Annotated in this window: 16 protein-coding genes; 4 read left to right on the top strand and 12 right to left on the bottom strand. The window is 73.0% G+C overall.

The features are described 5' to 3' along the window. Positions 1-205 precede the first annotated feature (205 nt). From murJ to LO762_RS31340, 8 genes are read right to left on the bottom strand one after another with little or no spacing between them, the layout of a single operon-like run. Positions 206-1807 carry a murein biosynthesis integral membrane protein MurJ gene (gene murJ, locus LO762_RS31375; protein WP_230619876.1) on the bottom strand — a complete coding sequence of 534 codons (1602 nt, stop codon included), beginning with the start codon at positions 1805-1807 and terminating at the stop codon, positions 206-208. After that, positions 1804-2685, bottom strand: a complete 882-nt coding sequence (locus LO762_RS31370) for a hypothetical protein (RefSeq protein WP_230619875.1) — start codon at positions 2683-2685, stop codon at positions 1804-1806. The genes murJ and LO762_RS31370 overlap by 4 nt, the downstream gene beginning before the upstream one ends. Then, positions 2682-3653 carry a copper transporter gene (locus tag LO762_RS31365; RefSeq protein WP_230619874.1) on the bottom strand — a complete coding sequence of 324 codons (972 nt, stop codon included), beginning with the start codon at positions 3651-3653 and terminating at the stop codon, positions 2682-2684. The genes LO762_RS31370 and LO762_RS31365 overlap by 4 nt, the downstream gene beginning before the upstream one ends. After that, positions 3650-4888 (bottom strand): putative cytokinetic ring protein SteA, encoded by a 1239-nt coding sequence (gene steA, locus LO762_RS31360; RefSeq protein ID WP_230619873.1) that lies wholly within the window; start codon positions 4886-4888, stop codon positions 3650-3652. Before steA ends, LO762_RS31365 begins: the two co-directional genes overlap by 4 nt. A gap of 49 nt (positions 4889-4937) precedes the next feature. Next, entirely contained in the window at positions 4938-6662 is a 1725-nt protein-coding gene (gene recN / locus LO762_RS31355; RefSeq protein WP_230619872.1) for a DNA repair protein RecN, read from the bottom strand. A 48-nt stretch (positions 6663-6710) separates the two neighbouring features. After that, positions 6711-7607 (bottom strand): NAD kinase, encoded by an 897-nt coding sequence (locus tag LO762_RS31350; RefSeq protein ID WP_230619871.1) that lies wholly within the window; start codon positions 7605-7607, stop codon positions 6711-6713. Further along, positions 7604-8401, bottom strand: a complete 798-nt coding sequence (locus tag LO762_RS31345; RefSeq protein ID WP_230619870.1) for a TlyA family RNA methyltransferase — start codon at positions 8399-8401, stop codon at positions 7604-7606. The genes LO762_RS31350 and LO762_RS31345 overlap by 4 nt, the downstream gene beginning before the upstream one ends. Next, positions 8398-8598: a hypothetical protein gene (locus LO762_RS31340; protein ID WP_230619869.1), complete on the bottom strand. Its 201-nt coding sequence runs from the start codon at positions 8596-8598 to the stop codon at positions 8398-8400. The genes LO762_RS31345 and LO762_RS31340 overlap by 4 nt, the downstream gene beginning before the upstream one ends. 132 nt (positions 8599-8730) lie before the next feature. On the opposite strand from LO762_RS31340, the gene LO762_RS31335 reads away from it, so the two are divergent. Beyond that, positions 8731-9072, top strand: a complete 342-nt coding sequence (locus tag LO762_RS31335) for an SCP2 sterol-binding domain-containing protein (RefSeq protein WP_230619868.1) — start codon at positions 8731-8733, stop codon at positions 9070-9072. 16 nt (positions 9073-9088) lie between these two features. On the opposite strand, the gene LO762_RS31330 is transcribed toward LO762_RS31335, so the two are convergent. Together LO762_RS31330 and LO762_RS31325 are read right to left on the bottom strand one after the other, a co-directional pair. Next, positions 9089-10075 (bottom strand): HAD-IIA family hydrolase, encoded by a 987-nt coding sequence (locus LO762_RS31330; protein WP_230619867.1) that lies wholly within the window; start codon positions 10073-10075, stop codon positions 9089-9091. Between the two features lie 7 nt (positions 10076-10082). Further along, entirely contained in the window at positions 10083-10508 is a 426-nt protein-coding gene (locus LO762_RS31325) for a tetratricopeptide repeat protein (RefSeq protein WP_230619866.1), read from the bottom strand. A 43-nt stretch (positions 10509-10551) separates the two neighbouring features. Here LO762_RS31325 and LO762_RS31320 point away from each other — a divergent pair, with 43 nt between their 5' ends. Then, a complete protein-coding gene (locus LO762_RS31320; RefSeq protein WP_230619865.1) occupies positions 10552-11808 on the top strand; it encodes a DUF1015 domain-containing protein in 1257 nt (418 codons plus the stop codon). 37 nt (positions 11809-11845) lie between these two features. After that, positions 11846-12763, top strand: a complete 918-nt coding sequence (locus LO762_RS31315; RefSeq protein WP_230619864.1) for an MBL fold metallo-hydrolase — start codon at positions 11846-11848, stop codon at positions 12761-12763. Between the two features lie 12 nt (positions 12764-12775). Here LO762_RS31315 and LO762_RS31310 read toward each other — a convergent pair whose 3' ends face one another. Both LO762_RS31310 and LO762_RS31305 read right to left on the bottom strand, forming a co-directional pair. After that, a complete protein-coding gene (locus LO762_RS31310) occupies positions 12776-13741 on the bottom strand; it encodes an alkaline phosphatase PhoX (RefSeq protein ID WP_308104872.1) in 966 nt (321 codons plus the stop codon). Positions 13742-14452: 711 nt separating this feature from the next. Beyond that, positions 14453-15595: a hypothetical protein gene (locus tag LO762_RS31305; RefSeq protein ID WP_230619862.1), complete on the bottom strand. Its 1143-nt coding sequence runs from the start codon at positions 15593-15595 to the stop codon at positions 14453-14455. Here LO762_RS31305 and LO762_RS31300 point away from each other — a divergent pair. Then, a partial coding sequence (locus LO762_RS31300) for a hypothetical protein (RefSeq protein ID WP_230619861.1) occupies positions 15509-17318 on the top strand: 1810 nt, incomplete at its 3' end. The genes LO762_RS31305 and LO762_RS31300 overlap by 87 nt on opposite strands.

Here is a 17318-nt window from a genome sequence, read left to right as displayed (position 1 = left end):
GCCGTCAAGGTTCTCCCGCCCGGCTGTGTTTGCTGGCCGCACCTCCGGCCTTGGCGGCCTGCGGTGCGGCGGGGATCGGGCGCTTGCGAGCCCGGCGCCGCCCCTCCGGCCTGGCGGCCTCCGGGGCGACCCCGGGGCGCCCGATCCGCGCGGGGCTGGGCTGGAACAAAACCCGGATTGGCTGGGCTTGGTGGGTTGGGGTGGGTCAGGGGGTGGGGTCTTGGGGGGTTCTTCGTAGGAGGGTTTTGAGGTCTTGGCGGGCGCCGAAGGTGGTGATTAGGGCGAAGACGGTTAGGGCGGTGAGGGCGGCGGCCAGGCCCGTTGTGACGTTCTGGGGCTGGGGGCCGGTGCCCAGGGTGTTGGCGACCAGGTGGCCTGCCAGGGCGGCGGCGGAGGCGGCGGCGGTGCCCAGGGTGAGGGTTCGGGGTAGGCCCGTCAGGGCGGTGCGGCCTCGGGCTCGAAGGAGGGCCACGGTCAGGAGGGTGCCTGCGACGGTCATGCCCAGGGTGTTGCCCAGGCCGAAGGCGGCGACGACCCAGTCTCGGGGGACGGTCAGGGCCAGGGCCACGTCGGCGACAAGCACTACGGCCCAGCCGGTGACTGTCGCCCAGGCTGAGGCGCGGCCCTGCCCGCAGGCGTACAGGGCTCGGCCCAGGTGGGCGACGAGGCCGTAGCCGAGGAGGCCCGGTGCGAACGCCAGCAGGGCGCGGGCCATGATCGTGGCGTTCTCGGCGTTGCTGGTGAAGAACGCGCCTACGGGGGCGGCGACGGCGGCGACCCCCGCCGCGCCCAGGCACGAGGCGAGCAGGACGGCGCGGGTCGTCGCGGCGGCCGTCCGGTCGAACCCGGCCGGGTCGGGGTCGTCGGCCCGCGCGGACAGCGCCTGGAACGCGCTGGTGGCGATCGGCACCACGAGGATCGCCCACGGCAGCAGATAGACCGCCCACGCGTAGTTGTAGAGGGTGAGGGTGCCGACCGTGCCGAGGTTCTTCAGGGCGAGGACCACCGCCATCGCGACCTGCTGCGCGACGACGGTCGCGAGCCCGGCCAGCGCCAGCCCCTTCACCCGCCCCGCGACGCCCTCGGGGAACCGCAGGGTGGGCCGGAGCCTCAGCCGCAGCGGGAGCACCGCGAAGACGGCGACGACGACCAGCGCGAGCACCCCCAGCGTCGTCCCCACCGACAGGACGAGTTCCGCGCCGCTCGGCACCGAGGTGAGGTCGTAGGGGTCGTTCCCGCCCATCACCGGCACATACAGCAGGTAGGCCCCGATCACCACGAGGCTGGACACCAGGGGCGCGATCGCCGGGCCGGTGAACCTCCGGTGCGCTTGGAGCACCCCGTACAGCACGACGGCGAGGCCGTAGAAGGCGATCTGCGGGGCGAACACCTGGAGCATCCGCGTCCCGATGCCCCGGTAGGCGGCGGCGTCGCAGCCTTCGATCCCCTGGCTGAACAGCCCCATGATCGGCCCGGCCGCCACCGCCACGAGGAGCGCGAGCGGCACGAGGAGGAGCAGCACCCAGGTGAGCAGCGCCGAGGAGATCCGCCGGACGGCGTCTCTGTCGCCCCGCTCGGCGGGCGCGGCGAGCACGGGCACGACCATGCTGGCCAGCGCCCCGCCCGCGACGATCTCGAACATGATGTTCGGGATGTAGTTCGCGGTGAGATAGGCGTCGCTGAGGCAGTTCTCGCCGACCGTCTGGGAGAACACGACGGTCCGCCCGAACCCGGCGATCCGGGCGAGCACGGTGAGCACCGCGATGAGCGCGGCGGCCCCCGCGATGCCCGCGCCGAGCCGCCTCACGAACCCGGCTGGTCCCCCGCCGCCTCAGTGGGAGGGGGGTCCAGGGGGCGGCGGCCGAGCATGTCGAGCCAGTTCAGGGCCGGGGTCTCCCGGATGACCTTGGTGAAGCTGACGTACTCGCTCGCGGCGTTCAGCGCGACCAGGCCGCCCGCGACGGCGAGCCGGGCCGGGAGGTTCAGCCGGGTCGCGGCCAGGCCCAGCAGGGCGCCCAGGGCGTTGGCGCCCGCGTCGCCGAGCATGGCGCGCTCGCCGAGGTCCTCGGGCAGCAGCGCGAACGCGGCGCCCAGCGGGGCCGCGACGACGGCGCCGCCGGACGTGGCCGTCAGCGGGACGCCGGCCAGCGCGCCGACCTTGATGGCCCGGCCGGGCCGCAGGTCGAACAGGTTCATCAGGTTGGCCGACGCGGCGACGATCGCGCCGTTCAGCAGCGTGTCGGCGGCGCGCCGCACGGGGGTGGCGGCGGGCGACCCGGCGAGCGCGGCGGCGGTCAGCCCGGTCGCGCCGATGCCGAGGATCTTCACCGCGCCCGTCGTCACCTCGCCCCGCGCCAGCGCGCTCAGGTGGCCCTTGAAGCCGCGTGAGGAGGCCGACCCGGCGAGGTCGTCGTAGGCGCCGAACGCGCCCGATCCCGCGCCCGCGACGAACGCGGCGGCCCGCAGCCTTCCGGGCAGCCCCGGCGCGACGAGGCCGGCGGCCGCGCTTCCGAGCGCGAAAGCCGGGCCTTCGAGCAGCGTGACGGGCTCACCCCGGTGGTTGGTGCGCCCCCACACCTCCTCGCCCTTGCGTCCGGCGTAGCCGGGCGGGCGGCTGGTCAGCGCGACGTAGGCGGTGCGCGCGGCGGCTGCGCCGAGCACGGCGCCGATCAGGAGACGTTTCACGGCCTGGCTCCGGTGGTGGCGGGAACGGGCGGAAGCGGGTCGGGCAGATAGCCGCTGACCCCGGAACCCGTACCGTACTCGCCCGACTGCCCCGCCATCTCGACGTTGAGCGCCAACACGACGACGACCTGGCCCGCGGAGGTGTCGGCGGTGTCCACCGACGAGACGTGCTCGCCCGCCGAGTTCGAGCGCAGCGCCGACAGCAGCCCGCGCTCGCCCGCCGAAGCGGTGTTCCCGGCCGCGACGGTGCCGCCGCCCGCCCGGTCCAGCGCGCCGGTCAGCGCGACGAGCGCCTTGGTGTCGGCCTCGCCGCCGTCGCCCTCGTACGGGCTGCCGGGCGCGACGACGATCGCGAGGGTGGCGCGCGCGGCGGGCTTGCCGCTGATCGTCAGCAGCCCGGCCTGCTTGAACGCCTCAAGGACGGCCCCGGAAGCGACGTCCTCATGGCCGACCTCCTCCTTGTCCTTGGTCAGCAGCACGTGCGAGAGCAGCGCCCCGGCCTTGGTGTAGGTGTCGGCGTTGTCGGGGTAGGCGAAGTCCTCGGGCTTGAGCGTCGCGGTGAGCTGCTCGACCACTTCGAGCTGGCCGTCGGCGAGGAACTCGTCGGTGAGGCTCACCCAGCCCGAGACGGTGCCGCCCGCGGACTTCACCGCGGCGTCCAGGCCGGTGCGGGTCTGCTCGGCGGCGCCCGGCGCCAGCACGAACACCACGGACTGGCCCTTCAGCCGGTCGGCCAGCAGCGACGGGCCGACGACCCGCGCGAACTGCTCCTGGCCCGCGAGCTGGTCGTCCTGCGCGGTCACCTGGGCGCGCAGCTCGTCGTTGTTCTTCTGGATGAACTGGAGGTTCTTGTCGACGATCACCTGGGACGCGCGCTGCACGGTGTTCGTGGAGCCCAGCAGGAGCCCGGTCGCCAGCGCGAGGAAGACGGCGACGATCGAGACGAGGTGGTAGCGGAAATCGATCACGTGAAGAGTCCGGTCAGCCAGAAGAGGAAGGAGTGCCAGCGCTCCACCAGGCCCGACATCACCAGCGGCCCGACCGGCGAGACCGACAGGGCGGCGACCATGGTGACCAGCGCGGCGGCGACGAGCACGAGCAGCGCGGAGGAGGAGATCCGGCTGCGGTACAGCAGGCTCACGCCCTTGGCGTCGACCAGTTTGCTGCCCACCCGCAGCCGGGTGAGGAACGTGCTGGACATGCCGGCGCGGCCCTTGTCGAAGAACTCGACCATGTTCATGTGGGTGCCGACCGCGACGATGAGCTTGGCGCCCTTCTCGTCGGCCAGCAGCATCGCGCAGTCCTCGCTGGTGGCGGCGGCCGGGAACACCACGGCGTCGGTGACGCCGAGCTCCTCGACCCGCTTCAGGCCGGGCGCGCGGCCGTCCCGGTAGGCGTGCACGACGATCTCCGCGCCGCAGGTCAGCGCCTCGTCCGACACCGAGTCCATGTCGCCGACGATCATGTCGGGCTTGTAGCCGGCCTTGAGCAGGGCGTCCGCGCCGCCGTCCACGCCGATGAGGACGGGCCGGTACTCGCGGATGTAGGGCCGCAGCGTGGCTATGTCCTCGCGGTAGTGGTAGCCGCGCACGACGATGAGGGCGTGCCTGCCCTCGAAGGACGTCGCGACGTCGGGCACGCCCACCCCGTCGATGAGGAGGTCCTGCTCGCGTCTGACGTATTCCAGGGTGTTCGCGACGAACGACTCGAGCTGGACCGAGAGGTTGCCCTTGGCCTCCTCGACGGCCTCGGCGACGCTCTCGGCGGTGTGCCTGATGCCCTTGGCGACGAGCTCGTCGTCCAGCAGCACCCGGCTGCCGTCCACCCGCAGCGTCTCGCCCTCGTGCACCTTCTGGAAGATGTCGGAGCCGACGTCGTCCACGAGGGCTATCCCGGCGTCCACGAGGATCTCCGGACCCAGGTTCGGGTAGCGGCCGGAGATGCTCGGCGCGACGTTCACCACCGCGGCGGCGCCCGCGGCGACCAGGGACTCGGCGGCGACGCGGTCGAGGTCCACGTGGTCGATCACCGCGATCTCACCGGGCTGGAGCCGCTTGGCGAGGTCCTTGGTGCGCTTGTCGACCCGGACGGTGCCGACGATGCCCGCCGCGCCGGGGGCGCCACGGCGGCGCAGCCGCAGCAGCCGCGCGGGCACCGGCCAGCGGCGCGTGCGCGTATCCGATTCGTCCCCCGGTCCGCTCATTGCCTTCTCATCCTGCCAGAGCCCGCGACCGCCCGAGCCGGGCGCGCGGTCAGGCGTGTCCGTCCTTGTCCCGTGCGGCGATGGCCAGCAGTTCCTCGGCGTGTGCGCGCCCGAGTTCGCTGTCGGCCATGCCCGCCAGCATCCGGGACAGCTCCCGGATCCTCGACTCGGTGTCCAAGGCTGTCACACCGCTGCGGACGACAGTGCCGTCATCGGACTTTTCGACGAGCAGGTGCTGGTCGGCGAACGCGGCGACCTGCGGCAGGTGCGTCACCACGATCACCTGGGACGTCCGGGCGAGCTTGGCCAGGCGGCGGCCGATCTCGACCGCGGCCTTGCCGCCGACGCCCGCGTCCACCTCGTCGAACACAAACGTCGGGACGGGGTCGGCGCCCGCGAAGACCACCTCGATGGCCAGCATGACGCGGGACAGCTCACCGCCTGAGGCGCCCCGGTGCAGCGGCAGGGCGGGCGCGCCCGGGTGGGACGCGAGGCGCAGCTCGACCTCGTCCTGGCCGTGCGGGGCGAACGAAGGCAGGCGGGTCAGCGCGGCCACGACGCAGGCGTGCGGCATCGCCAGCGCGGTCAGCTCCGCCGTCACGGCGTCGCCGAACCGCTCGGCGGCCACGGACCTGACGTCGGTCACCTTGTCGGCGAGGTCCTGCAGGCTCGCGGCGAGCCCGGCCTCCTCGGCGGCCAGGGCGGCGATCCTGTCGTCGTCGCCCTCCAGCTCGGCAAGGCGGACCGCCGACTCCGCGGCCCAGGCCAACGCCTCGTCCACGGTGCCGCCATACTTGCGGGCCACCATCGACAGGTCGGCGCGACGCCCCTGCACCGCCGCCAGCCGCGCGGGGTCGGCCTCGACGGACTCGGCGTAGGCCGCGAGCTCGCCTCCGATGTCGGCCACGAGGTAGCCGGCCTCGGCCACCCGGTCGGCCAGGACGCCGAGCTCCGGGTCGTGGTCGCGGACGGCCTCCAGCGCGGCGCGCGCGGTGCCCAGGAGGCTGGTGACGTCGGCGAGCGCGTCCATCCGGGACGGGTCGCCCAGCAGCGCCTCGTGCGCGGTGCTGGACGCGGTGCGCAGCGCGTCGGCGTTGGCGAGGCGCTCGTCCTCGGCGGCCAGCTCGACGTCCTCGCCCTCGCGCGGGGCGATCTTCTCGATCTCCTCCAGGCCGAACCTGAGCCTGTCGGCCTCGTCAGCGCGTTGCCGTGCCTGCGTCGTCAGCTCGGCGAGTTCGGCGGCGACCTTGCGGTGCCGCTGGTAGGCGTCGCCGTAGGCGCGCAGCGGGCCTACCAGCTCCTGCCCGGCGAACCTGTCGAGCGCGGCGCGTTGGCGGCCCGGCTGAAGCAGCCGCTGCTGGTCGGACTGGCCGTGCACGGCCACCAGGTCGTCGGCGAGGGTGAGCAGCGTGCTCACCGGCACCGACCTGCCGCCCAGGTGCGCGCGCGAGCGGCCCTCGGCCGAGACGGACCTCGTGACGATCAAAGTGCCCTCGTCGAGTTCGCCGCCCGCCTCCTCGACCCTGGCGGCGGCCCTGCCTTCGGGGGCGAGCAGGACGCGGCCCTCGACCGTCGCCTTCTCCGCGCCGGGACGGACCCGCTGCGGGTCCGCCCTGCCGCCGAACAGCAGGTTCAGGCTGGTGACCACCATGGTCTTGCCCGCGCCCGTCTCACCGGTGACGACGTTGAACCCCTCGGACAGTTCGAGCACGGCCTCGTCGATGACGCCTAGGCCCTGGATGCGGACCTCTTCGACCCTCGGTCTTGGGCTCAACTCCGGACACCTCATCCGCTCACGCCGTATCCGTCTTCGCCGGACAGATTATCGCTCCTGTGTGCGAACGCGCCCCCGCCAGCCGGCCACGGGAAGGCCGAACTTCGTCACCAGCCTGTCGGTGAACGGGGTCAGGTGCAGGCGCGCCAGCCGGACGGGGACGTCGCTGCGGCGCACCTCGACCCGGGCGCCGGGGGGCAGGTCGACGGTTCTGCGTCCGTCGCACCACAGTACGGCCCCCTCGTTCTCGTGCGTCACCTCCACCGCCACCGTGGACGCCGGGGAGACCACCAGCGGCCGGGCGAACAGGGCGTGCGCGCTGATCGGCACCACGAGCATCGCCTCCACCTCCGGCCACACGACGGGCCCGCCGGCGGAGAACGCGTAGGCGGTGGAGCCGGTGGGTGTGGCGCAGACCACGCCGTCACAGCCCCAGTGCGACAGCGGCCTTCCGTCGATGCCCACGACGAGCTGGAGCAGCTTCTCCCTGGCGAGCTTCTCCACGGACGCCTCGTTGAGCGCCCAGGTGCGGTGTTCGCTTCCGTTGTGCCGGACGGTGACGTCTATCGCCATCCGCTCTTCGACCTCGTACTCCCGGCTGACGGCACGGCTCGCCACCGCCGCGAGATCCGCCCGCTCCGCCTCCGCGAGGAACCCCACGTGGCCCAGGTTGACGCCCAGGACCGGGGTGCCCGTCTGCCGGGTCAGCTCCGCCGCGCGCAGCAGCGTGCCGTCACCGCCCAGCACGATGACGAGTTCGGCGCCCGCCGTCGCGGCCGGATCGGCCGGGAACACCTCGACCTCGGCGCAGCCGATGTCCTTGGCCTCACCCTCCAGGACCCGGAGGTTGATCCCGGCCTCGGCCAGCCGTTTGATCACCAGCTGGGCGCTGGTGACCGCGCCCGGCCTTCCGGTGTGCGCCATGATCAGCACTGAACGCGTCATGCGGGGCCCTCCGCGATCGCCTTGGCGAGGTCCTCCTCGGCCAGCGGCGGCGCGCCCGCCCTCAGCCACAGGAAGTACTCGACGTTCCCCGACGGCCCCGGCAGGGGGCTCGCCGTCACGCCCAGGACGCCCAGGCCCAGCGTCGCCGCGTAGGCCGCGACGTCACGGACCGCCTCCTTGCGCAGCTCAGGATCGCGCACCACGCCGCCCGCACCCACCCGGGCCCTGCCGACCTCGAACTGCGGCTTGACCATCATCGCGTAGTCCGCGTCGGGCGTCACGCACGCCTGGATCGGCGCCAGCACCTTGGTCAGGGAGATGAACGAAAGGTCGCCCACCACAAGGCCGGGCGGCTCCCCCACGTGCTCGGGGGTCATCTCCCTGATGTTGAGCCGCTCCACGACCGTCACACGTTCGTCCGTGCGCAGTGACCAGGCGATCTGCCCGTACCCGACGTCCACGGCCACCACGTGCGCGGCGCCCGCGCGCAGCAGCACGTCGGTGAACCCGCCGGTGGACGCGCCCGCGTCCAGCGCGCGGCGGCCCGCGACCCTCAGGCCGGGGAAGGCGGCCAGCGCGCCCGCCAGCTTGTGCCCGCCCCGCGAGACGTACTCCGGGCCCTCCTCGGCCGTCTCCACCACGACCGCGACCGACGCCTCGACCTGGGTGGCGGCCTTCGTGGCGACCTGGCCGCCGACCTTCACCCGGCCCGCGCCGATCAGCTCGCCCGCGTGCTCACGCGACCTGGCCAGTTTGCGCCGCACCAGCTCGGCGTCCAGCCTGCGCCGGCTCACCGGGCCTCCCGCGGCTCCCGCGGCTCCTCGGAGGCCGCCAGGATCTCCTGGAGGCCCGCGTGGACCCGTCCGAACACCGCGACGTGCCCGGCCACCGGCACCCCCTCCAGGCCGTCCAGGGCGGCGAGCACCGCCGCCACCCCGGCCTCGCCCGAGGGCACCCCTGCCTGCATCTCCCCGCCCATCCCAGCGCCCATCCACTCAAGTCGCAGGTCGGGCCGTGTGCGACCCGAACGTCTTCCCGGCGTGCCGCGGTTCGCGCGGACCACATGAGGAACGCTACCGTCCTGTGCCGACATTGATGTCGACGGAAGCGGGGATTTCGAGTCATGGCGACCGTGCAGGAGTGCGAGGAAGCGCTCAGCAGGCTGGCGCAGAAACTCGGCGAAGTGCATCCCGAGGCCTGGGCCCGGCACGCCGTGGACCGCTCGGTCAGCTGCCGCGTCAGCGACCTCGACCTCGCCTACGCGACCCGCATCACCAAGACCGGCCTCGACCCCTTCGTCCCGACCGAGGACCCCCGTACCGCCCAGGTCCGGCTGACGATGAAGTCGGCCGACCTGCTCGACCTCGCCGCCGACCGGATCAGCCCGGCCAAGGCGTGGGCCACCGGAAGGCTCAAGATCGAGGCGAGCCTGCTCGACCTCGTCCGGCTCCGCAAGATCCTCTGACCGCACGCCGCCCCCGTCAGGCCAGGCCGAGCCCCGTGAGGGCCGCCCTGACGGCGTCGGCCGGAACCGGCTCGGGCGCGCGCCACGCGGCGGCGGCCAGGGCCCGCAGACCGTGCCAGGGATCCCCCTCGCCGGTGAGCCGTACCGCGCCGTCCTGCCACCGGGCATGCCAGCCACCACACCCATACGCTTCGGCTTCCTCTGTGACGTCGGGATAGGCCGTCAAAAGGCCGGTGAGGTCGGGGGCGAGGTAGGTCGCGCGGTGCTCGGGGGCCGCCGTCAGCGCCGTCAGGGGGTCGGTGACGCCGGTGAACACCAGGAGGCTGTCGGCGCCGCCGTTGTGCGCGCCCTCGATGTCGGTGTCGAGCCTGTCCCCCACGATCAGCGGGCGCTCCGCCCCCGTCCGCAGGATGCTCTCCCGGTGCAGCGGGATCTCCGGCTTGCCCGTGACGACCGGCGCCACGCCCGTCGCGTACTCGATCACCTTCGTGAGCGAGCCGTTGCCGGGCTTGGGCGGGCCCTGGTTGACCGGCACGGTGAAGTCGCCGTTCGACGCCACGAACAGCGCGCCGTTGCGGACCGCCTGTGCGCCCTGCGCGATCAGCCCGTAGGACAGATCCGGGCTGAACCCCTGCACGACCGCCTCGGGTCCCTCCGCGGCCGTGGACACCGGCGTCAGGCCCCGCGCGTACAGGGCGTGCCGCAGGGCCGTCCCGCCCACCGCGAGCACCTTCGCGCCGGGGGGCAGCTTCTCAGACAGCAGGCGGGCCGCGCTCTGCGCCGACGTGACGACGTCCTCCTCGCCCGCCGGGACGCCCATGCCGGTCAACAGGGCCGCGACCGCGCCCGGAGTCCGTGATGCGTTGTTCGTCACATAGGCCAGGCGCATGCCCCTGCCGCGCGCCTCCGCGAGCGCCTCGGCGGCCTTCTCGATCGGGTGGTGCCCTCGGTAGACGACGCCGTCCAGGTCCAGCAGGGCGACGTCGTAGGTGTCGGTCAGCATGCGGGGGTCATCTCCGTGAGTCGAGGGTGGCTCGGACATGCCGCAGCGCGGAGACGTAGTCCTTGTTCTCCGGCCGCATCGCGACGGCCAGGGCCAGATGTTCGGCCGCGGCCTGGAACATGCCCATCCGGCTCAGCGAAAGGCCGAGGCCGAAGAGGGCGAAGTCCTCAGCCGGATTCTCCTCGATGATGGAACGGAAGCGGTCGGCGGCCTCCGCGTAGTGCCTCGCCCCGAACAGCGCCCGCCCCAGCGCCTCCCTGATGCTCTGCGACTCCGGCTCGGCCTCCGCGGCCCGGCTCAGCAGCTGCGCCGCCGCCGCCGGACTCCCCGACGCCAGCAGCTTCAGACCACGTGAGTACAGGTCATAGACGTCCTCCCCGCCCTGCTCCCGCGTCCTGCGGGAATCAGCGGGCTCTCCGGAACTTTGAACCACCGTGTGCACCTCCCATACGCCTCCCTCCGTACCATGCCCCACCATGGACGGATTCGACCTTCGCGAGGGCCTTGTCCTGGCCCCTGTTCACGGTGTGCGGTTCACGGCGTCCGCGGGCGCCTGCCTCGCGGACGTCACCTGTCCACCGTACGACCTCATCGACGAGGAGGACCTCGCCCGGCTGCGGGCCGCCGACTCCCACAACATCGTCCGGATCACCCTTCCCGACGGGGATCACGCGGCCGCCGGGGAGCTGCTGCGGTCCTGGCTGTCCTCGGACGTCCTGGGCGTGGACCCCTCCCCCGCGCTGTACGTGTACGAGAGGCGGACTTCCGGCGACGTCCAGCGGGGGCTCATCGGCGCGGTCGGCCTGCGGGACGAGTCCGAGGGCGTGATCCTGCCGCACGAGGACGTCTATCCGGGGCCCGTCCAGGACAGGCTGGCGCTCATGGAGGCGACCGGCGCGCACCTCGAACCGATCTTCCTGACGTACGAGGGCGGCGGCTCGGCCAGCGACCTCGTGGACGCGACGGCCGACGGCGCCGCTCCGCTCGTCGAGGCGGTCTCGGCGGCCGGGACCCGGTACCGGCTGTGGAGGCTGGACGACGCCGCGTCGCTCGGCGCCGTCGCCACGGACCTGCGCGGCCGGCGCGCGCTCATCGCGGACGGACACCACCGGTACGCCGCATACCGGGCTTACCAGGCGCGACGCGAGGGCCCCGGACCGTGGGACTTCGGGCTGGCGCTGCTCGTCGACGCGCTGCGCTACCCGCCCCGGCTCGGCGCGATCCACCGGGTACTGCCGGGGCTCGACCCGCTGGAAGCCGTCGAGAAGGCCCGTGCGGCCTTCGCCGTCGCCTCGCCGGGTACCGACCTGGACACGGCGCTCGCGGCGCTGGAGAAGGCGTCTGACGGCCTCCTGGTGGCCGGCGCCGGACGGTTCTGGCTGCTCACCGACCCCGACCCGGCCCGCGTCGCCGCCGCGCTGCCCGCCGCGCGGTCGGCCCGCTGGAAGGCGCTGAACACCGCCGTCCTCGACGGGCTGCTCGTGCGCGGCCTGTGGGGGATCACGCCCGACGAGCACACCGTCCAGGTCGTCCACGACGACGCGGCGCACGCCGTCGACCGGGCCGCTTCGCTCGGCGGCACCGCAGTGATCCTCAACCCGCTGACGGTGCCGGGCGTGACGGCCCTGGCCGCCGAGGGCGAGCGGGTGCCGCGCAAGTCCACGTCGTTCGGGCCGAAGCCGCGCACGGGCCTGGTGATGCGGCTACTCGAAGCAGACGCCTTTACATTGTAGATCAAGGACTCGCGACGTCAGCGGGTTAGGTTGGGGCATGGCCAACCTGATCACCCCGCTCGGGAACGACGTCTACGAGATCGACACCCAGATGGCCGGGCACACCGGGATCACCGCCGGATACCTCGTCCTCGGCGACCGGCCCTGCCTCATCGAACCCGGCACCGCCGGCTCCGCCCCGGTCGTCCGCGACGCGCTCACCGAGCTGGGCGTCTCCCCCGGCGACCTGGCCTCGGTCGTCGTCACGCACATCCACCTCGACCACGCCGGGGGCGTCGGCGACATCGCCGAGATGTACCCGGAGGCCGAGGTCGTCGTACACGAGAAGGGCGCGCGGCACCTCGTCTCCCCCGAACGGCTCGTCCGCAGCGCCCGGATGGTCTTCGGCGACGCCTTCGACACGCTCTTCGGCGGCCTCAAGCCCACCGAGGCGTCCCGCATCCGGGCCGTCGAGGAGACCGGCGTCATCGACCTCGGTGGAGGCCGCCGCCTGGAGAGCCACTACTCGCCCGGCCACGCCAAGCACCACGTCGGCCTACTGGACTCCCTCACCGGCGACCTCTACGTCGGCGACGCGGCCGGCATCTACATCCCCGAGACGGCCGAGGTACGGCCCGCCACGCCGCCCCCGGACTTCGACCTGGACACCGCGCTGGCCTCCCTCGACCGCTTCCGCGCGCTCCAGCCGACCCGCCTCCTGTTCGCCCACTACGGGCCCGTCACGGACGTCCCCCTCACCCTCGACAGGTCCGAGGAGGAGCTACGGCTGTGGGTGGAGACCGTCAAGGCGGCACACGAGGCCGACCTTGACCTCGACCACGCCGTCGCGATGGTCGTCGAACGCACGGCGGGCCGCTACAAGGCGCTCGACGACCCGGAACTCAAGGAGAAGCACGCGATCCTCAACGACATGAGGTCGAACGTCGCGGGCATCCTCCACTCACTGTCGCACTAGCCGCCCGTCGGCCTACGCGCGGAAGGGACCCGTCACCTCGTAGGTCACGCCGCCCGTGCCCAGGATGACGCCGCTGGCGCCGCGCTGGGACGAGAAGTACAGGCGGGACCCGTCCGGGGAGAACGCGGGGCCGGTGATCTCGGAGTCGGGGTGGCCCACGATCTCCAGGAACGGCGTCACCACACCCTCCCGGGTGATCACGTTGATCTGCATGTCGCCGCCGTCCTCCGCGACGTACAGGTCGCCGCCCGCGGTGCCGGTGATGTTGTCCACCCCGGTGAGCGGCGCCTCCCCGGACGTCACCAGGTCGTCGTCGTAGGCGATGTCCAGGACGCCTTCGGCGGCCCGGTAGGCCCACACCCGGTTGTCGCCCTTGGTGGTGAAGTAGCAGACGTCGTCGGCGTAGTAGCAGCCCTCGCCTCCGTTGAACTTGACGGCGCCCGCCACCTGCTCACGCGTCGGCTTCAGCCACAGCTCCGGGTTGGGGACCTTCTTCCACTGGACGGGCCCGGGGCCGTCGCCCACGAGGACCTCCAGCGTGCCCTTGGACAGGTCGCCCCACGTCTTCGGAACGAACCGGTAGAAGCAGCCGTCCCTCTGGTCCTCCGTCAGGTAGACCACCTTGCGGTCGCCGTCACAGGCCGCCGCCTCGTGCTTGAACCGGCCCATCGCAGGGTGCGCCTTGGCCTTCTTGTTCCCGTAGGGGTCGGTCTCGTAGACGAGCCCGAAGTCGTACTCCTCGCACGACAGCCACGTCTTCCAGGGCGTGGCGCCGCCCGCGCAGTTGATCTGCGTCAGGTTGAGGATCCGGTAGGCGCCCGTGACGCTCCCGTCCGCCGCGAACCTCACCGCCGACGCCCCGCCGACCAGGGGCACCTCCGAGTTGCTCACATAGATCCAGCCGTCCCCGTCGGGGAAGCACGCCCCGCCGTCCGGCGCCGAGTGCCACACGTACCCGGTGCCCGGCACCTGCTTCATAGACCGGGCCACAACCCTGCTGCTGAACCCCGCTGGCAGCCGCAGCCCGTTCCCGTCCGCGGCCCCCAGCGCCCCGTAGGGCCCCACTCCCGGCTGTGCCGGCGCGGCCCCCGCCGCCGACTGCCAGAGCCCCCCTGCGAACGCCACAGCCCCGCCCCCGACCACGGCCCCGCGAAGAAACCCCCGCCGTCCCAGAGTCACACCCATAACATCCTCCTCATCCATGGCGATCGCCGCCAAACACCTGATCACCCACCAACCCCGACAATCCACAACAACCCAGTGAATATCCCCCCAACACCCCACCCCAGTCAACGCTCACTTACTCCCCCCACCACAACCGGCCACCCACACCCTTCATCACCTTCGGCCGACACCCCCGCCGCCTCCAGCGCGGAACAGATCCGCCACCTCATCGGCGACCGGTGCCGCGCCGCCCGCATCGACATCGGCTCCAGCGCAAGCGAGGGTCGGCGGCCCTTCCACCGGTCCACGCCGAGTCGCCCTCGCCGTCGGCCAAGGCACCGTCCGCCGACGCCGCCTCTTCCCCATCGACGCCGCCTCGGCGTGAGCGAGGGGTCGGCCGCCTTGGCGTCGGGCCGCAGCACGTCATCCTCGCCGTCGGGCATGGCGGCGCCCGGCGAAAAGGCGAAAGCCCGACGCTGGGCCGGGCTTTCACTGTGGTGCTGCGCTTGTGCGGTGCTGCCGCGCTTATTCGGCGGGGCGCGGCGAGGGGTCCTCGGCGGGGGCCGGGGGGACGTCCTCGGCGGACTCGGCGCGGGACGGGGCCGGTGCCGTGTCGTCCTTGTCGGCGTCGGCCTCAGCGGGTGAGGGGAGGTCGGCAGCTTCCTCGTCGTCGATGAGGGACGGGGTGTCCGCTGCTTCGTCGGCGAGTTCTGCGTCGTCGTCGTCCTCGTCGTCCTCGTCGTCTTCGTCCTCGTCGGACTCGGTGAGGAAAGTGACGTCGGCGGGCTCAGCCTCGGGAAGCTCGTCGGCGTCCTCGTCCGTGTCGTCTTCGTCCTCGTCGTCGGACTCGGTGAAGGACAGGGTGTCGAAGTCCTCGCCGTCCTCGTCCTCTTCGTCGGCCTCGTCGTCCTCGGTGTTGAGGAGGGTCGGGGGGGCCTGGAAGGTGGGGGTGAGGGTGGACGGGGCTTCCAGGGCGTCGGACGGGGCGTCCTCGCCGGTGTCGATGATGTGGAGGCCGTCGAGTTCGGCGTAGCGCTCGGTGGCGTCGGTCTCCTCTTCGCGGTCGGCGGCGGCGGCGCGCAGGAACCAGTCCTTGGCCTCCGCACCGCGGTCGGCGGCGACGAGCGCGTCCGCGTAGGCGTAGAACAGGCGGGCCGACCAGGGGCGCAGCCTGCGGTCCTTCAGCTCCGGGATCTGCAGCGCCACGACGGCGGCGTCGAACTCGCCGAGGTCGCGCCGCGCGCCGGACGCGACGATCTGCAGCTCGACGCGCTCCTCGCGGGGCAGCGCGCCCGCCTCCTTGGACCTGGCGATCTCCAGCGCCCGCTCGGGACGGCCGAGGCCGCGCTCGCAGTCGGCGAGGATCGGCAGGTACAGCTCCTCACGGCCGGGCAGCCTGCGGGCGGCCCGCAGCTCCGACAGCGCCTCCGACCACTCGCCCGCGTGGTAGGCGGCGAGCCCGCACGCCTCCCTGACGACGCCGACCCGGCTCGCCAGCCGACGCGCCGTGCGCGCGTGCCGGAACGCGGCCTCGGGGTCCTCGTCGACGAGGCCGCCCGCCGCGACCAGGTGCCGCGCGACGTGCTTGGCGAGCTCCTTCGGCAGCGTCCGCAGCTCCTCGCGGGCCTCGGGGTCGAGCTCGTCGCCGGTGATCTCCTCGGGGATCACCGGGTCGTCGTAGGAGGTCCGGTTCGGGTCGCGGTCCTCACGCGCGCCGTAGCCGCCGCGCGCCTGCCGCTCCTCACGCCGCTCGGCGAACTTCTCCTCGGTGGTCCGCTCGTCACGGCCCTCCTCGCGGAACCCGCCACGACGCGCGTCCTTACCGGTGAAGGGGCGACGCTCGTCACGCCGTCCGGGGGCGGCGTCGCGGTAGCCGCCACGGCCGCCGCCCTGCCTGTCGTCACGACGGCCTTCGGCGCGGTCGCCCCGGTAGCCGCCGCCCTGCGGACGGTCGTCACGCCGGAAGCCGCCACGGCCCCCTTCGCCCTTGTCGTCCCGGAATCCGCGCTGCTGCCGGTCGCCCTGCGGCCGGTCATCGCGCCGAAAGCCACCCTGCGGACGGTCGTCGCGCGGACGGAACTCACGCCGCTCACCCTGCGGACGGTCATCACGCTTGAACCCACCCTGCGAGCGGTCGCCCCGATAACCACCGCCCTGCGGACGGTCATCCCTACGGAAACCACCCTGCGAGCGGTCCCCCCGGTAGCCGCCCTCACGGTCCTTACGCTCACCCTGCTGACGATCGTCCCGGGGCCGGAACTCACGCCGCTCACCCTGGGGCCTGTCGTCACGCTTGAACCCGCCCTGCGAGCGGTCGCCTCGATAGCCACCGCCCTGCGGACGGTCATACCTACGGAAACCACCCTGCTGGCGGTCTCCCTGGGGCCGGTCATCACGCCGGAAACCACCCTGCTGACGGTCACCCTGCGGACGATCGTCACGCCGGAACCCGCCCTGCGGACGGTCGTCGCGCGGACGGAACTCACGCCGCTCACCCTGCGGCCGGTCGTCACGCTTGAACCCACCCTGGGAGCGGTCGCCCCGATAGCCACCGCCCTGCGGCCGGTCATCCCTGCGGAACCCGCCCTGCGAGCGGTCTCCCTGGGGCCTGTCGTCCCGTCGGAAGCCGCCCTGCGGCCGGTCATCACGCCGGAACCCGCCCTGCTGGCGGTCGTCGCGCGGACGGGACTCACGGCGGTCGTCGTCACGCCGGAAGCCGCTCTGCGAGCGCTCGCCCCGGTAGCCGCCGCCCTGCGGCCGGTCGTCGCGGCGGAACCCGCCCTGCTGACGCTCGCCCTGGGGCCTGTCGTCCCGCGGCCGGAACTCACGGCGGCCGCCTTCGCGATCGTCACGACGGCCACCCTGCTGACGGTCGTCCCGGGGCCGGAACTCACGCCGCTCACCCTGACGCTCGTCGTCACGCCGGAACCCGCCCTGCGGCCGGTCGTCCCTACGGAAGCCACCCTGCGGGCGGTCGTCGCGGAACCCGCCGCCCTGCGGACGGTCGTCGCGCCTGAACCCGCCTTCCCGGCGTTCGCCCTCACGCGCGCCGAACGGACGGCCCGACTGTGGCTTGCCGTCTTTGCCCTGCCCTCCCCCGTTTTTACCGTGCCGCGGACCGCCGGCCTTCCCGCCCGGCTTCACCGGCTTGCGAGATCCGCCCGGCTTCCGTCCGGTCTGCCCGCCCTTACGGCCGGTGCCGGCACCCTGACCCTGACGTCCCTCGCGGTTGTCGCCGCGACCATCCTCTTCCTTCACCACTACATGGTAGACGGAACAGGACACGCCCCTGACGCCGAACGCCCCACCCCAACAGATCCCCACCACCCCACCCCACTCCCCAACCACACAAGACAACGGCCTGTACCGTGCTTTCCCCGGAAATGCAGAT

The sequence above is a fragment of the Actinocorallia sp. API 0066 genome (assembly GCF_020991275.1).
Taxonomy (GTDB): Bacteria; Actinomycetota; Actinomycetes; order Streptosporangiales; family Streptosporangiaceae; genus Actinocorallia.
The sequence above is the reverse complement of the archived record's forward strand: the minus strand, read 5'-3'. Positions and strand labels throughout refer to the sequence as shown.